Here is a 15,117-nt window from a genome sequence, read left to right on the forward strand (position 1 = left end):
GCCGCTCCCGGACGTCGACGGCCGACCTCGCGACGGCGCGCGCCCGGCTCCTGCTCGACACCGTCGTCGACGCCGCGGCGGGCCTGCGCCGCGAGCTCGCGCTCGGGCCGTCGACGACGACCCCGGCCGACGAGGTCGCGGCGGCCCTGCCGGACGCGGCGGGCAGGGCACGCCCCGGCTCGCGCGGCCGCGCGGGGGACGACCCGGCGCTGCTCGACGACCTGCTGTCGGTCCCGCGGACGCACCTCGTCGTCGACGGGTACAACGTCACGAAGACGGGTTTCGGCGACCTCACGCTCGCGGAGCAGCGCGACCGGCTCCTCGCCGGGCTCCTGCGCGTCGCGGCCGGAGGGACGGAGGTCACGGTGTGCTTCGACGGCGCGGACGCGGCCGCGCGGGCCGTGCGTGCCCCGCGCGGCGTGCGCGTGCTGTTCTCCTCGGGCGAGATCGCCGACGACCTCATCCGGCGCCTCGTCGCGGCGGAGCCCCCGGGGCGGCCCGTCGTCGTCGTGACGAGCGACCGGGCGGTGTCCGACGACGTGCAGCGCATGGGTGCGGCGTGCGTCCCGGCGCGGGCGCTCCTCGCGCGCCTCGCGCGCCGCTGACCGAGCGCCCGCCGGGCGCTCCGCCCTCGACGGCCGGCCGGCCGACGCTCGGTCCGACCTCAGGAGGAGGGACGCGGGACGGCCCTCCCCGGCGGCTGCCGAGGAGGGCCGTCGCCGCGTCGACCGCGGGGTCAGCGGACGGGCGCGGGCCCGTCCGCGTAGATGGCCTCCACGTCGGTGGCGAAGTCCTTGAGCACCTCGCTGCGCTTCACCTTGAGCGACGGCGTGAGGTACCCGTTCTCGACCGTGAAGTCCGTGGTGAGCACGGTGAACTTGCGGATCGACTCGGCACGCGACACGGCCTCGTTGGCGCGCGTCACGGCTGCGTCGAGGGCCGCGAGCACGTCGGGGTCCTTGGCGGCCTCCTCGACCGTCATCGGCTCCTTGCCGTGCATGGCCGCCCAGCCGGGGATGCCCTCCGGGTCGAGCGTGATCAGGGCCCCGATGAACGGCTTCTGGTCGCCCACCACGACGCACTGCGAGACGAGCGCGTGGGCGCGGATGCGGTCCTCGAGGACGGCAGGGGCGACGTTCTTGCCGCCCGCGGTGACGATGATCTCCTTCTTGCGCCCGGTGATGCGCAGGAAGCCGTCGTCGTCGAGCGAGCCGAGGTCGCCCGTGCGGAACCAGCCGTCGACGAACGCCTCCGCCGTGGCCTGCTCGTTGTTGTGGTACCCGCGGAACACGTGGTGGCCCTGGAGCAGGATCTCGCCGTCCTCGGCGATGCGGACCGCGCAGCCGGGCAGCTGCGTCCCGACGGTCCCGATCCTGGTGGTCGCGGGCCGGTTGACGCACGTGGGCGCCGTGGTCTCGGTGAGGCCGTAGCCCTCGAGGATGCGGATGCCGATGCCGCGGTAGAAGTGCCCGAGGCGCTCGCCGAGCGGCGCGCCGCCGGACACGGCGAACTTGGCGCGGCCGCCGAGCGCGTGGCGCAGCTTCTTGAACACGAGCGCGTCGGCGACCTTGTGCTGCAGGCGCAGGCCGAAGCCGGGGCCCGACGGCTCGTCGAGCGCGCGCGAGTAGGCGATCGCCGTCGCGGCCGCCCAGTGGAAGATCTTCAGCTTGCCGCCCGCTGCGGCCTTCTGCTCGGAGGAGTTGTAGACCTTCTCGAACACGCGGGGGACCGAGAGGATGTACGTGGGCTTGAACGTCCCGAGGTCCTCGAGCAGCGTCTTGGTGTCGGGCGTGTGCCCGAGCACCGTGCCGCCCGCCACGACGAGCACGCCGATGAAGCGCGCGAACACGTGCGCGAGCGGCATGAACAGCAGCGTGCGCCCGCCGGGCTCGCCGAAGACCTCGGGCACGGCCTCGACCGCGTTGACGGTGAGCGAGTAGAAGTTCTCGTGCGTGAGCTCGGCGCCCTTGGGGCGCCCCGTCGTGCCCGACGTGTAGATGATCGTCGCGACGTCGGCCAGGTCCGCGAGCCCGCGGCGGCGCTCGATCTCCGCGTCCTCGACGCCCGCGCCCTCGGCGCTGAGGGTCGCGATCGCGCCCGAGTCGACGACGAGCACGTCGCCGAGGGCCGGCACCTGGTCGCGCACCTCGCCGACGGTCGCCGCGTGCGCCTCGGTCTCGACCACGAGCAGCCGGACGTCCGCGTCCGACAGGATCCACTGCACCTGCTCCGGGCTCGACGTCTCGTAGAGCGGCACGGGCACGGCGCCCGCGGCCCACGTCGCCCAGTCGAGGAGCGTCCACTCGTACCGCGTGCGCGACATGATGCCGACGTGGTCGCCCGGCTGGATCCCGCGCGCCACGAGGCCCTTGGCGACGGCGACGACCTCGGCGTCGAACTCGCGCGCGCTGAGGGCCTGCCACGCCCCGTCGGCGCCGGTGCGGCGCTCGACGAGAGGCGCCGACGGGTCGGCCGCGACCCGGCTCGCGAGGAGGTCGTTGAGGTTCTTCGAGGGATCGACTTCGACGATCCGTGGGGCGCTGATCTCGTCCATTCTGGCTCCAGTGGCAGTAGTCGACGGTGGGAGAACCCTACCCAGTGGCGGCGTGTGCCGGGGACCTGTCGATGTCGGTAGGCTTCAGGGGCTGTGCGCTGCTTGCGCAACGATTTGCGGGGGCGCGGAGTTCCGGCGGGCCGACCCGGGGCGCGGGGTCACCGGCCCGTCGTCGTGCGTCGCCCCGGGGCGGGCAGCACCCGCAGCCAGGCTTCCAGTCAGCGGTACCGAGCGAGTGAGGACGGGACATGCACGCCATCGGTGTGGACATCGGCGGGACGAAGATCGCGGCCGGGGTCGTGGACGAGAAGGGCGAGATCCTGGCCCAGACGCGCCGTGACACCGAGCCCGACGACGTCGCGAGCATCGACCGCGCCATCGCCGACGTGTACGCCGAGCTCACCGCCGAGCACGAGGTCGGCGCCATGGGCCTCGCCGCGGCGGGCTTCGTCAGCCCGGACCGCACCTCCGTCCTCTTCGCCCCGAACATCGCGTGGCGCGAGTACCCCCTGGCGCGCAACGTGCGCGCCCTCATCGGCGACACGTCCGTGCCGATCGTCGTCGAGAACGACGCGAACGCCGCCGGCTGGGCCGAGTTCCAGTTCGGCGTGGGGCGCGACGCGACGGACATGCTCATGCTCACGGTCGGGACCGGCCTCGGCGGCGCGATCGTCGTCGACCGCGAGCTCGTGCGCGGCAAGTGGGGCGTCGCCGCCGAGGTGGGTCACATGCGCGTGGTCCCCGGCGGGCACTACTGCGGCTGCGGCCACGAGGGCTGCTGGGAGCAGTACGCCTCCGGGCGCGCGCTCGTACGCGACGGTCAGAACGCGCTCATCGCGCAGCCCGACCGCGCGGCGCGCCTGCTCGAGATCTGCGGCGGCGACCCCGAGAAGCTCACCGGGCCCCAGATCACGCAGGCCGCGCAGGAGGGCGACGCCCTCGCGGTCGAGCTCTTCGCGACGCTCGGCCGCTGGATCGGCGAGGGCGCGGCGTCGGTGACCGCGCTGCTCGACCCCGAGCTCATCGTCATCGGCGGCGGCGTGGGCGCGGCGGGCGACCTGCTGCTCCAGCCCGTGCGCCGCGCGTTCGCCGACCAGCTCTCCGCGCGCGGGCACCGCCCCGAGGCGCGCATCGAGCTCGCCGAGCACGGCAACGAGGCGGGCATCGTCGGCGCGGCGGACCTCGCCCGCCGCTGACGGGGCGCGCCACGTGCACGCGCGGGTGGGCCGTCAGACGACGGCGCCCGGGCCGTCGTCGTCGTCCTCGCGCCGGTGCGGCATGCGCCAGAGCAGGATCGCGAGCCCGACGAGGAACGCCCCGCCGCCCACCTGCGCGACGACCACGGGGTACGGGCGCGCGACGACGAGCACGACGAGCAGCAGGATCGGCACGGCCACGACGAGCGCCCAGGCCATCGTCAGGAGCGGGTCCCGCCCCAGCACGAGCGGCGGGTCCGGCGGCACGAAGTGGCTCTCGGCCTCCTCGAGGTCCTCGACCTCCGGCGTCGTCGGCCAGTCGCGGGGACCGCTCGCGCGCACCCACGGCGCGACGGGCACGGAGCCGAGCACGTCCGCCGGCCCCCGGCCGGGCGCGCCCGGGCTCGCGGTGTCCCCGGCCACCGGCCCGCGTCGCGCGTCGTCACCGGTCCCGCCGGGACGCGGGGCGTCGTCGAGGTCGGACAGGTCGGCGAGCTCGGCCACGATCCCGGCCCACTGCGCGTCGACGTCCAGCCCCGGCTCGCGCGGGGGTTCGCCCGGCGTCGGGTCCTCGGGCGTCGCGGGGCCCTCGGGAGCCTCCTGCCCGTCGTCGGGCGTGGGGTCGGGTGCGTCGTCGGGCTGCGGGGAGTCCGGCTGGGCGTTCGGTGCGGCCATGGGAATCACTCTAGAGTCGTGTGCACGTCCCGTGCCGGGACCCCGCGAGGAGGAACGTTGTTCTACTGGTTCATGAAGCAGGTGATGGTCGGCCCGATCCTGCGGCTGCTGTACCGTCCCTGGACGCGGGGCGTCGAGCACGTGCCGGACGAGGGCGGCGCGATCCTCGCGAGCAACCACCTCGCGGTCATCGACTCCTTCATCCTGCCGCTCGTGCTGGACCGCAAGGTCCAGTTCCTCGGCAAGTCCGACTACTTCACGGGCACCGGGGTCAAGGGACGCCTGACGGCCGGGTTCATGCGCGGCGTCGGCACCATCCCCGTCGACCGCTCGGGCGGCAAGGCCAGCGAGGCGGCGCTCGAGACCGGCCTGCGCGTGCTGCGCGACGGCGACCTCTTCGGCATCTACCCCGAGGGCACGCGCAGCCCCGACGGCCGCCTGTACCGGGCCAAGACGGGCGTCGCGCGCCTCGCGCTCGAGTCGGGGGCGCCGGTGATCCCCGTCGCCATGGTCGGGACCAACATCGCGCAGCCCATCGGCAAGGTGATCCCCACCCCGATGCCGATCGGCGTCGTCATCGGCGAGCCGCTCGACTTCTCGCGCTACCGCGGCATGGAGAACGACCGCTTCATCCTGCGCGCCGTGGCGGACGAGATCCAGTACGCGATCATGCGGCTGTCGGGCCAGGAGTACGTCGACATCTACGCCGCGACGGCCAAGGCCCGCCTCGCCGCCGGCCACACCGAGTCCGAGCAGGCCGGCGGCGCCCCCGGCGGGCGTCCGGCTCCCGACGTCCAGGTCCCGGAACCGCCGTCGGGACCCGGTGCGGCGTCAGTAGACTGAGCGACGGCCGGTCGCGCAGTGCGCACGGTGCCCCTCGCGGGCACCCGCCCGTCGCCGTCGCCGCCACCCCCGCCGGACCGCGTCCGTCCGGCCAGGATCCGTCCTACGAGAGGTTCTGAGTTCACATGTCGGTTCGTCGCGTCGCCCTCCTCACCGCGGGCGGTTTCGCCCCGTGCCTGTCCTCCGCCGTCGGGGGTCTCATCGAGCGGTACACGGAGCTCGACCCTCAGATCGAGATCATCGCCTACCAGTACGGCTACCACGGCCTGCTGACGGGCACGAAGATCGTCGTGGACGACGAGGGCCGCAAGCAGGCGGGCGTCCTGCACCGGTTCGGCGGCTCGCCGATCGGCAACTCGCGCGTCAAGCTCACCAACGCGGCCGACTGCGTCAAGCGCGGCCTCGTCCAGGAGGGGCAGGACCCGCTGCACGTCGCGGCGGAGCAGCTCAAGGCGGACGGCGTCGACGTGCTGCACACGATCGGCGGCGACGACACGAACACGACGGCGGCCGACCTCGCCGCGTACCTGCACGACAACGGCTACGAGCTCACGGTCGTGGGCCTGCCCAAGACGATCGACAACGACGTGATCCCGATCCGCCAGTCGCTCGGCGCGTGGACCGCCGCCGAGGAGGCCGCCGGGTTCGCGGCGAACATCATCGGCGAGCACCGCTCGGGCCCGCGCATGCTCATCGTGCACGAGGTCATGGGCCGCCACTGCGGCTGGCTCACCGCGGCGGCCGCGGCCGAGTACCGCAAGTGGCTCGACGCGCAGGAGTGGGCCCCGGCCCTCGGCCTGACGCGCGAGCGCTGGGACGTGCACGCCGTGTTCCTGCCGGAGCTCGCGATCGACATCGACGCCGAGGCCGAGCGCCTCAAGGCGGTCATGGACACCCAGGGCAACGTCAACATCTTCCTGTCCGAGGGCGCGGGCATGCACGAGATCGTCGCGCAGCTCGAGGCGGCGGGCGAGGAGGTCCAGCGCGACCCCTTCGGCCACGTCAAGCTCGACACGGTCAACCCCGGCCAGTGGTTCGCGAAGCAGTTCGCCGAGAAGCTCGGTGCCGAGAAGGTCATGGTCCAGAAGTCCGGCTACTTCTCGCGCGCCGCGGCCGCGAACGCCGAGGACCTGCGCCTCATCAAGTCGATGACCGACCTCGCGGTCGAGTGCGCGCTGCGCGGCGAGTCCGGCGTCATCGGCCACGACGAGGAGAACGGCGACCGCCTGCGCGCGATCGAGTTCCCGCGCATCGCCGGCGGCAAGGCGTTCGACGTGACGCAGCAGTGGTTCGGCGAGCTGCTCGAGGGCATCGGCCAGCCGCTGGTGCCCGCGGCGCCCGCCGCGCACTGATCCGAGGCGCGGGATGACCACCACGAGCGAGCCGGGGACCGACGCCGGGCTCGACCACTTCCGCACGCTCGTCGCGCTCCAGCAGCCGACGTGGCCGGACGAGGCGGCGCTCGGCGCCGTCCGGGACCGGCTCGCGGCCTCCGCGCCGCTCGTGGTGCCCGCCGCGGCCGACACGCTGCGCTCCCGCCTGGCCGCGGCCGGGCGGGGCGAGGCGTTCCTCCTGCAGGGAGGGGACTGCGCCGAGACGTTCGCCGAGGCGAACGCCGACCGCATCCGCAACAAGATCCGCACCATCCTGCAGATGGCGGTCATCCTCACGCACGGCGCGAGCATGCCCGTCGTGAAGATGGGCCGCATGGCCGGGCAGTACGCCAAGCCGCGCAGCTCCGACTCGGAGACGCGCGACGGCGTGACCCTGCCCGCGTACCGGGGCGACATGATCAACGGGCACGCCTTCACGCCCGAGGCGCGCGTCCCGGACCCGGAGCGCCTCGTCCAGGCGTACCAGATCTCGGCGGCCACCTGGAACGTCGTGCGCGCGTTCACGACGGGCGGGTTCGCCGACCTGCGCCAGGTCCACGAGTGGAACCGCGGCTTCATGCGCAACCCCGCGTACGCGCGCTACGAGCGCACCGCGTCCGAGATCGACCGGGCGATCCGCTTCATGGACGCGTGCGGCGCCGACTTCGACGCGCTGCGCACGGTCGAGTTCTTCGTCAGCCACGAGGCGCTCGTGCTCGACTACGAGCGTGCGCTCACGCGCCGCGACACGCGCACGGGCGACGCGTACGACACGTCGGCCCACTTCCTGTGGATCGGCGAGCGCACGCGCCAGCTCGACGGCGCGCACGTCGACTTCCTCTCGCGTGTCGCCAACCCGATCGGCGTCAAGCTCGGCCCCACGACGACGCCCGACGTCGCGCTGGAGCTCGCCCGCCGGCTCAACCCGGACGGCGTCGAGGGCCGCCTGACGTTCATCACGCGCATGGGTGCGGGCAACGTCCGCGACGCGCTCCCGCCGCTCGTCGAGGCCGTGGCGCGCGCCGGGGTGCCCGTCACGTGGGTCACGGACCCGATGCACGGGAACACGATCACGTCCGCGAGCGGCTACAAGACGCGCCGCTTCGACGACGTGCTCGACGAGGTGCGCGGCTTCTTCGAGGTGCACCGCGCCGCGGGCACCGTGCCCGGCGGCCTCCACGTGGAGCTCACCGGCGACGACGTCACCGAGGTCCTCGGGGGCAGCGAGGAGATCGACGACGCAGGCCTCGCCCTGCGCTACGAGACCCTCGTGGACCCGCGGCTCAACCACCAGCAGTCGCTCGAGATGGCGTTCCAGGTCGCGGAGATGCTGCGGCGCTGACCGTCGCAGCGGCGGCGCGGCGCGTCAGGCGGGGGACGGCGCGTCGTCGCCGGTGAGCGACCAGCTCGCGAGCAGGCTCAGCGACCGCGCCGACGGCGACCCGGGCTCGGCCGAGTACACGTAGAGCGTCGTGCTCGGGTCCCCCGAGAGCGTGAGCGTCTCGTACTCCACGGTGAGGTCGCCGACCACGGGGTGGCGCAGCCGCTTCGACCCGTACGTGCGCTGGTTCACGCGGTGCTCGTCCCACCAGCGCGCGAAGTCGTCGCTGGTCTCGCGCAGCTCGGCGACGAGATCGGCCGTCGCCCGGTCGGCGGGGTCGTTGCCCGCCTCGAGGCGAAGGCTCTCCACGGCGACGCGCGCCTGCTCCTCCCAGTCGACGAACAGCGACCGCGCCTCGTCGTCGAGCAGCATCCAGCGCGCGTAGTTGCGCCGGGGCGCGGGGAACCGCTCGAAGTCGGTGAAGAGGGCCCTGCCCAGACGGTTCTGCGCGAGCACGTCGGCGCGGCGGCCGAGCACGAGGACCGGGACGTCGGCGAGGGCGTCGAGCAGCTGGTACAGCCCGGGCCGCAGCCGCTGCACGGGCCGTGCCCGTCGCTGCGGCGTCGCCGTGCCCAGCCCGACGAGGTCGGCGAGGTGGGCCCGGCCCGCGGCGTCGAGCGCGAGCGCCCGGCCGATCGCGTCGACGACCGCCGGCGACGGCGTGATGCGACGACCCTGCTCGAGCCGCGCGTAGTAGTCGGTCGACACCCCGGCGAGGAACGCGACCTCCTCGCGGCGCAGCCCCGGCACGCGGCGCGCCCGGCCGTCGGCGGGCAGGCCCGCACGGGTCGGGTCGCACTCGCTCCGTGCGCGGCGCAGGAAGTCCGCCAGCTCCGTGTTCCTCTGCGGCATCCCCCCATTCTGGACGCCCGCCCCGCCGAGCGCGCCGTCGAGGGGAGGACGCGCAGTCCTCGGTCGCGCCGACCCAGGACCGGCAGGGCATGGTGCGGCCCCCCACGAGGGTCCCTCGGACAGGAGTCTGGACACGTCGGCACGCCGTGCCGGCCCCGACCCACCGAAGGAGTCCTCATGACCTACCCCACCGACCGTCCCGCCACCTGGTTCGTCACCGGCACCTCGCGCGGCCTCGGCCTCGAGCTCGTCCGCCAGCTCCTCGACCGCGGCGAGAACGTCGCGGCGACCACCCGCTCGACCGAGCGTCTCCTCGGCGCCCTCGCGGGCACCGACACGTCACGCCTGCTCGCCCTGCCCGTCGACCTCGCCGACGAGGCGCAGGTGACGCAGGCCGTCGCCGCCGCCACCGACCGCTTCGGCGGGATCGACGTCGTCGTGAACAACGCCGGGTACGGCTTCCTCGCCGCCGTCGAGGAGGTGTCCGACGCGGAGGCACGCGCCATGTTCGACGTCCAGGTGTTCGGCGTCTGGAACGTGCTGCGCGCCGTCCTGCCCGGCCTGCGGGCCCGCCGCAGCGGCCACGTCATCAACGTCTCGTCCGTGCTCGGCCTGCTCTCGTTCCCGGGCTGGAGCCTGTACACGGCGGGCAAGTTCGCCGTGGAGGCGATCACGGAGGCGCTCGCGGGCGAGGTCGCGGAGCACGGCATCTCCGTGACGAGCGTCGAGCCCGGGTACATGCGCACGGACTTCCTGCGCCCGGTGTCCGTCGGGCTCCCGGCGGCCACGACCGACGCGTACCCGGCCGTGCGCACGATGGTCGCCCAGCACCTCGACGAGATCCCCGGCACCCAGCTCGGCGACCCCGCGAAGGCCGCCGCCGCGATCATCGCCGTCGCGACGACGGGCGGCGCCCCGCTGCACCAGCTGCTCGGCTCGGACTCGCTCGCGCTCGCGGAGGGCAAGAATCCGCAGCCTCGCCGACGACCTCGAGGCGTCCCGCGCCCTGGCCGTCACGACCGACGTCCAGGCCGCCGAGGTCGCGTGAGCTCGGGCCGGCGGGGTCGCCCACGCTCCGTGGGCGACCCCGCCGCGCGTGCGTCAGAAGACGTTGATGACGACGGTCGAGCCCTTGGGCGCGGTCCGGCCGTCGCCGCCCGCCGGGTCCTGGGAGTAGACGATGTTCAGCGGGCTGATGCCCTGCGGGTGGCGGACCTCGACCTGGAACCCCGCGTCCGTGAGCGACTTCTCGGCCGCCTTGACGTTCATCGAGTAGGTGTTGGGCACCTCGACGAGCGGGGGGCCGAGCGAGACGACGACGTTCACGGTGTCCGTGCGGTGCGCGTCCGACCCCTGCTCCGGGTCCTGGCGGATCACCAGGCCCGTGCCGACGGACTCGGAGTACTCCTCGGTCACCGCGGCGACGAGCCCCTGGTCCTCGAGCGCCTGCACGGCGGCGGCCTTTTCCGACCCCGTGACCTGAGGGACGACGACGGGTGCGGGGCCGGACGACACCGTGAGCACGATCGGCAGGTCGTGGCGGACGGTGGCGCCCTCCTCGACCGCGTTGCCCTCGGCGTCGGTCACGGCCATGACCTGGCCGGACGGGATCTCGTCGTGGGACTGCGGGACGGGGTCGCCGACCGTGAGGTCCGCGCCCTCGAGCGCGGCCGTGGCCTCGTCCTCCGTCGCGCCGACGAGGCCCGTCGGCACGGTGAGCATGCGCACGCCCTTCGAGACGACGAGGAGCACGCTCCCGTCCTTGCGCACGGGCTCGCCGGACGCGGGGTCCGTCGCGACGACCGCGCCCTCGGGGACGGCGTCGTCGTAGCGCTCCTCGATCGTGTGCCGCAGCCCGGCGTCGTCGAGGACCGTGGTTGCCTCGGTCCGGGACGCCTCGACGAGGCCGCCCGGGACCTCGGTGTACGCGCCGGGCCCGGACGAGAACCACCACGCGGCGCCGGCGCCGGCGCCGGCGAGGAGGAGCAGCACGACGAGCGACCACACGACGACGCGGCCGCGCGCCCGGCGCCGGGACGCCGTCGGGGGAGCGGGGGGCGGCTGGGGACCGGGGCGGGTCGTCGGCGCGACGACGTGCCCGACCGCGAGCGGCTCCGTGAGGCCCGCGGCCTCGCGGTCCTGGAGGCTGAGGGTCGCGAGCGACGCCGTCGCCGCGGTCGAGCGGTGCTCGTCGTCGGCCGGCCCGGCACCCTGGGCGACGGCGGCGGCCTCCGGCGCGCCCGCGGGCGGGTCGACGCGCCGCTCGAGGTCGGCGGGGTCGAGCGCGGCACGCACCGAGCGCACGAGCGCGAGGGCCGCGCCGGCGTCCGCGGGGCGGTCGTCGGGGTCGCGCGCCGCGAGCGCGCACAGGAGGTCGTCGACCTCCGGCGGGATCCACGGCGCCACGTCCGACGGCGGGGGCACGTCGTTGTTGACGTGCTGGAACGCGACCTGGATCGGGGTGGTGCCGGTGTGCGGGACGGTGCCGAGCAGCATCTCGTACGCGAGGATGCCGACGGCGTAGACGTCCGTGCGCGCGTCGCACGCGCCGGTCGCGATGAGCTCGGGGGACAGGTACGCGACCGTGCCGAGGATGGTGCCCGTCGTCGTGGCGGTGACCTCGTTGACCGCGCGGGCCAGGCCGAAGTCGGTGACCTTGAGCCGCCCGTCGGTGTCGAGGAGCACGTTCTCCGGCTTGATGTCGCGGTGCACGAGGCCCGCGCGGTGCGCGGCGGCCAGCGCGTCGAGCACGTCCTCCAGCACGTCGAGCGTGCGACCCAGCGGCAGGGTGCGCTCCGTGAGCATCGTGCGCCGCAGGTTGGTGCCCGCGACGTACTCCATCGTCAGGTAGCTCGTGTCGCCGTCGAGACCCTGGTCGTAGACGGCGACGAGGCCGGGGTGCGTGAGCCGCGCGGCGGCGCGCGCCTCGCGGCGGAAGCGGGAGACGAAGTCGGCCCCCGACGCGCCCTCGGCGAGGTGGGCGTGCATGACCTTGAGGGCGACCTCGCGCTCGAGCCGGCGGTCCACCGCCAGGTACACCGTCGCCATGCCGCCTCGCGCGATGCGCGAGACGACCTCGTACCGCCCGTCGACCAGGCGGCCGACGAGGGGATCGGTCGTCACGGTGGCCACGAGGAGAGTCTAGGTGGACGGGTGTCACGATCCGGTGAGCACGGCGCGCACGGCGTGGGTGTCGTGTGGAGGCACGCCGTAGGCTTGCCCGGTGACCGATCACGACCCGAGCCCCCGCCCCGCCCTCGACGACCTGGTCGGCGAGTGGCTGACCCTCCCGGACGTCGCGGAGGCGCTGGGCACCGACGTCGGCAAGGTGCGCCGCCTCGTGCAGGAGCGCCGCGTCGTCGGCGTGAAGCGCGGCGAGCGCACGACCTTCCAGGTCCCCGCGCGGTTCCTCGTTCCGCTGCACCTCGTCGACCCGGCCAACGCGGGCCGCCCCGACGACAGCGGGCGCGTCGGCGTCCTGTCGAGCCTGCAGGGCACGATCGTCGTGCTCTCCGACGCCGGGTTCGAGGACGCGGAGATCATCGAGTGGCTCTTCACGCCGCACGACGAGCTCGGCGAGGCCCCGCTCGACACGCTCCTCAGCGGCCACAAGGCGCGCGTGCGGCGCGTCGCGCAGTCCGAGCTCTGACCCCGGGCCCCTACCTCGGCCGGACGGAGGCGCCCTGCCTCCGTCGGGCGGAGGGGCCCTCCGCCCGACCGCCCGGTCGCGTCAGGCCGTGCGCTCGACGGCCGCCCGTGCGAGCAGGCCGAGCATCGTGGCCCCGGGCTCGGCGAGGCCGGCGAGGTCGAGCGCGTCCGCGGCCTGCTCGGTGAGCTCGGCGATGAGCGTCTCCACGGCGTCGCGCGCGCCCGTCTCGACGAGCACCGCGCGCAGGTCCTCGACCGTGCTCGCGTCGAGCTCCGGGTCGCCCAGGTGCGCGAGCAGGAGCGCGCGCTGCGCCGGCGTCGCGGCGGCGAGCGCCCGGATGACGAGCACCGTGCGCTTGCCCTCGCGCAGGTCGTCGCCCGCGGGCTTGCCCGTGACCCGCGCGTCGCCGAACACGCCGAGCACGTCGTCGCGCAGCTGGAACGCCTCGCCCACGGGGAGGCCGAACGCGCTCGTCGCGGCGACCGCGGCGTCGTCCGCGCCTGCGAGCGCGGCGCCGAGCGCGATGGGGTGCTCCACGCTGTAGCGGGCCGACTTCGAGCGGATCACGGCCCGGGCGCGCTCCTCGTCCGCCGCGGGGTCGTCGCCCCAGGGCAGGACCTGGGCCTGCACGTCGAGGTACTGGCCCACGATGACCTCGGTCTGCATGCGGCCGAAGACGCCGCGCGCGCTCGACGCGACGGGCGCGGGCACGCCGTCGAGCGCGTCGCCCATCTCGCGGTGGCTCGCGATGAGCGCGAGGTCGCCGAGCAGGATCGCGGTGTTCTCGCCGTAGCGGTCCGCGTCGCCCGACCACCCGAGGCCGCGGTGCCGCGCGCCGAACGCGCGGTGCGCCGTCGGGTGCCCGCGACGCGTGTCGGACGCGTCCATGACGTCGTCGTGGAAGAGCGCCGCGGCCTGGAAGAGCTCGAGCGCGGCGCCGCCGCGCAGCACCACGCCGCGGTGCGGGCCGTGCGGGTCGCCGCCGTGCGCGCGCCAGGCCCAGTAGCAGAACGCGGCGCGCAGCCGCTTGCCGCCCGTGAGCAGCTCGTCCGTCGCGTCCGCGAGCTCGTCCGCGTCCGGGTGCGTGGCGACGAGCTCGTCGCGCAGCCCCGCGGACGCGGCGCGCAGCGCCTCGTCGACGCCCGCGCGGACGCCCTCGCGGTCCACGAGGGCGGTCGGGCTCGCGCCGGCGGCACCCGCGGCGGGATCGGGCACGGACGGGGCGGGCGGCATGGCCGGCAGCGACGGGTTCGGCACGGGGGCAGCCTATGCGGTCGGCCCGCCTCGCGGGCACCGGGACCGCGCGTCAGCCCGCGGCGACCTGCCCGCTGATCGTCACGAGACGCTCGGTCTCGTCGTCGAAGACGCCCACCGCGAGCGACTCCGTCGGACCTTCGGAACCGGACGCGCGCACGAACGTCGTGAGCGACGTCAGGGCGCTCGGGACGGTCGACGGCGAGACCTCGAACCCCGCGGCGCCGAGCGCGTCGGTGTAGAACGCCGTGAGCGTCTCGACCGGGTCCTCGGACCGCAGGTTGAGCGTGACGTCGACGAGCGCGCCGTCCGCGGACGGCCGCGCCGAGCTCGCGAGCACCCGCGCCCCCGGCGGGATCGTCACGAGGTCGCTCGGGAACCCGTCGACGAGGTCGCCGACCGCCGACGCGGCGTCGTAGTCGGGCAGCGGCGTGCCGGCGGAGCCGCCGGCGTCCGGGGCGTCCGCGGTTCGCTCCGCGTGCGCGTCGCGAGCCGCGGCGGCGCCCTGGACGTCGTCGAGGTCCGCCTGGCAGCCGGCGAGCGCCGCGCCCAGGACCCCCACGGCGAGGACGACGGCGGCACGGCCGGCGGGCAGGACGGCGCCGCGCGAGCGCGCTCGGGTTCGGGGGAGCACGCGCACACGGTAGCCACCCGCGCGCCCGCGAGCCACCACCGGCCCCGACGGTCGACCACAGGCTCGCGCCCCGTCCACAGCCGCGCCCGGCAGCCCCGCGCGACTCCGCGCCCGGCTGGGATGGGTGCCATGACCACCGTGATCCGGGCCCAGGGCCCGCGCGAGCTGCTCGCCTACGTCCCCTACCGCCTCGGCTACCGGCCCCGGGACAGCGTCGTCCTCGTGGGGCTGCGACCCCCGCGCGGCCGCGTCGGGCTCGTCGTGCGCGTCGACGTGGCCGACCTCGCGGACCTCGAGCACGGGCCGCAGGTCGCGCGGTCCGTCGTGGGGCACCTCGCGGCCGACGGCGCGCAACGGGTCGTCCTCGTCGCCTACACCGACGCCCCGCTGCGCACCGGCGGCGACGGCGTCGCGCGCGCCCGGGCCGCCGTCGAGCACTGCCGCGAGGCCGTCGAGCCGCACGTCGGGCCGGTCGAGGCGTGGGTCGTGTCGTCGACCGGGTGGTACGCGCTCGACTGCGCCGAGGACGACTGCTGCCCGCCGGCGGGGCGCCCGCTGCGCGACCTCGAGTCCAGCGAGGTGGGCGCGCACATGGTGCTCGCCGGCACGGCGCTCGCGGACTCGCGCGAGGACGCGCTGCGCCTCCCGCGGGCGGGCGCCGAGGCGCGGCGGCGCGCTGCCCGAGCGGCGCGGCGTGCGCACGAAC

General features: G+C 75.1%; 13 protein-coding genes and 1 pseudogene. 8 read left to right on the forward strand and 6 right to left on the reverse strand.

Going from position 1 to position 15,117, the window contains the following annotated elements; all coding sequences use genetic code 11:
- Positions 1-605, forward strand: a 605-nt coding sequence (locus GJV82_RS17970; protein ID WP_196217302.1) for an NYN domain-containing protein, incomplete at its 5' end; no start/stop codon positions are given.
- Between the two features lie 131 nt (positions 606-736).
- Here GJV82_RS17970 and GJV82_RS17975 read toward each other — a convergent pair.
- Positions 737-2,554 (reverse strand): AMP-dependent synthetase/ligase, encoded by a 1,818-nt coding sequence (locus GJV82_RS17975; protein ID WP_115942713.1) that lies wholly within the window; start codon positions 2,552-2,554, stop codon positions 737-739.
- 248 nt (positions 2,555-2,802) lie between these two features.
- Between GJV82_RS17975 and GJV82_RS17980 the strand changes: the two genes are divergently transcribed.
- Positions 2,803-3,750 carry an ROK family glucokinase gene (locus GJV82_RS17980; RefSeq protein ID WP_024840037.1) on the forward strand — a complete coding sequence of 316 codons (948 nt, stop codon included), beginning with the start codon at positions 2,803-2,805 and terminating at the stop codon, positions 3,748-3,750.
- Positions 3,751-3,783: 33 nt separating this feature from the next.
- Here GJV82_RS17980 and GJV82_RS17985 read toward each other — a convergent pair whose 3' ends face one another.
- The gene (locus GJV82_RS17985) at positions 3,784-4,425 is read right to left on the reverse strand and encodes a hypothetical protein (RefSeq protein WP_155100173.1); all 642 of its coding nucleotides are present in this window, start codon (positions 4,423-4,425) and stop codon (positions 3,784-3,786) included.
- A gap of 57 nt (positions 4,426-4,482) precedes the next feature.
- Between GJV82_RS17985 and GJV82_RS17990 the strand changes: the two genes are divergently transcribed.
- From GJV82_RS17990 to GJV82_RS18000, 3 genes are all read left to right on the forward strand, one after another.
- Positions 4,483-5,268: a lysophospholipid acyltransferase family protein gene (locus GJV82_RS17990; RefSeq protein ID WP_024840039.1), complete on the forward strand. Its 786-nt coding sequence runs from the start codon at positions 4,483-4,485 to the stop codon at positions 5,266-5,268.
- A 125-nt stretch (positions 5,269-5,393) separates the two neighbouring features.
- Positions 5,394-6,620 carry a pyrophosphate--fructose-6-phosphate 1-phosphotransferase gene (locus GJV82_RS17995; protein WP_024840040.1) on the forward strand — a complete coding sequence of 409 codons (1,227 nt, stop codon included), beginning with the start codon at positions 5,394-5,396 and terminating at the stop codon, positions 6,618-6,620.
- Between the two features lie 13 nt (positions 6,621-6,633).
- Positions 6,634-7,983, forward strand: coding sequence for a class II 3-deoxy-7-phosphoheptulonate synthase (locus GJV82_RS18000; protein ID WP_155100174.1), 1,350 nt, complete (start codon positions 6,634-6,636; stop codon positions 7,981-7,983).
- A gap of 24 nt (positions 7,984-8,007) precedes the next feature.
- Here GJV82_RS18000 and GJV82_RS18005 read toward each other — a convergent pair whose 3' ends face one another.
- Positions 8,008-8,874: a helix-turn-helix transcriptional regulator gene (locus GJV82_RS18005; protein WP_155100175.1), complete on the reverse strand. Its 867-nt coding sequence runs from the start codon at positions 8,872-8,874 to the stop codon at positions 8,008-8,010.
- A gap of 177 nt (positions 8,875-9,051) precedes the next feature.
- Here GJV82_RS18005 and GJV82_RS20915 point away from each other — a divergent pair.
- Positions 9,052-9,582: pseudogene (locus GJV82_RS20915) on the forward strand (SDR family NAD(P)-dependent oxidoreductase); the annotation flags it as partial.
- Between the two features lie 393 nt (positions 9,583-9,975).
- On the opposite strand, the gene pknB reads toward GJV82_RS20915, so the two are convergent.
- Positions 9,976-12,006, reverse strand: a complete 2,031-nt coding sequence (pknB, locus tag GJV82_RS18015; RefSeq protein ID WP_318657808.1) for a Stk1 family PASTA domain-containing Ser/Thr kinase — start codon at positions 12,004-12,006, stop codon at positions 9,976-9,978.
- Positions 12,007-12,097: 91 nt separating this feature from the next.
- Here pknB and GJV82_RS18020 point away from each other — a divergent pair, with 91 nt between their 5' ends.
- Positions 12,098-12,523 (forward strand): Rv2175c family DNA-binding protein, encoded by a 426-nt coding sequence (locus GJV82_RS18020; protein ID WP_024840045.1) that lies wholly within the window; start codon positions 12,098-12,100, stop codon positions 12,521-12,523.
- A gap of 81 nt (positions 12,524-12,604) precedes the next feature.
- Here the strand turns inward: GJV82_RS18020 and GJV82_RS18025 are convergent, their stop codons facing one another.
- Together GJV82_RS18025 and GJV82_RS19595 are read right to left on the reverse strand one after the other, a co-directional pair.
- Positions 12,605-13,780 (reverse strand): polyprenyl synthetase family protein, encoded by a 1,176-nt coding sequence (locus tag GJV82_RS18025; protein WP_318657809.1) that lies wholly within the window; start codon positions 13,778-13,780, stop codon positions 12,605-12,607.
- A 49-nt stretch (positions 13,781-13,829) separates the two neighbouring features.
- Entirely contained in the window at positions 13,830-14,411 is a 582-nt protein-coding gene (locus tag GJV82_RS19595; RefSeq protein ID WP_196217303.1) for a hypothetical protein, read from the reverse strand.
- Between the two features lie 129 nt (positions 14,412-14,540).
- Here GJV82_RS19595 and GJV82_RS19600 point away from each other — a divergent pair.
- The coding region (locus GJV82_RS19600) for a DUF4192 domain-containing protein (RefSeq protein ID WP_196217304.1) at positions 14,541-15,117 on the forward strand (577 nt) is incomplete at its 3' end.

It is taken from the genome of Cellulosimicrobium composti (assembly GCF_009711085.1).
In the GTDB taxonomy this organism is placed as follows: domain Bacteria; phylum Actinomycetota; class Actinomycetes; order Actinomycetales; family Cellulomonadaceae; genus Cellulosimicrobium; species Cellulosimicrobium composti.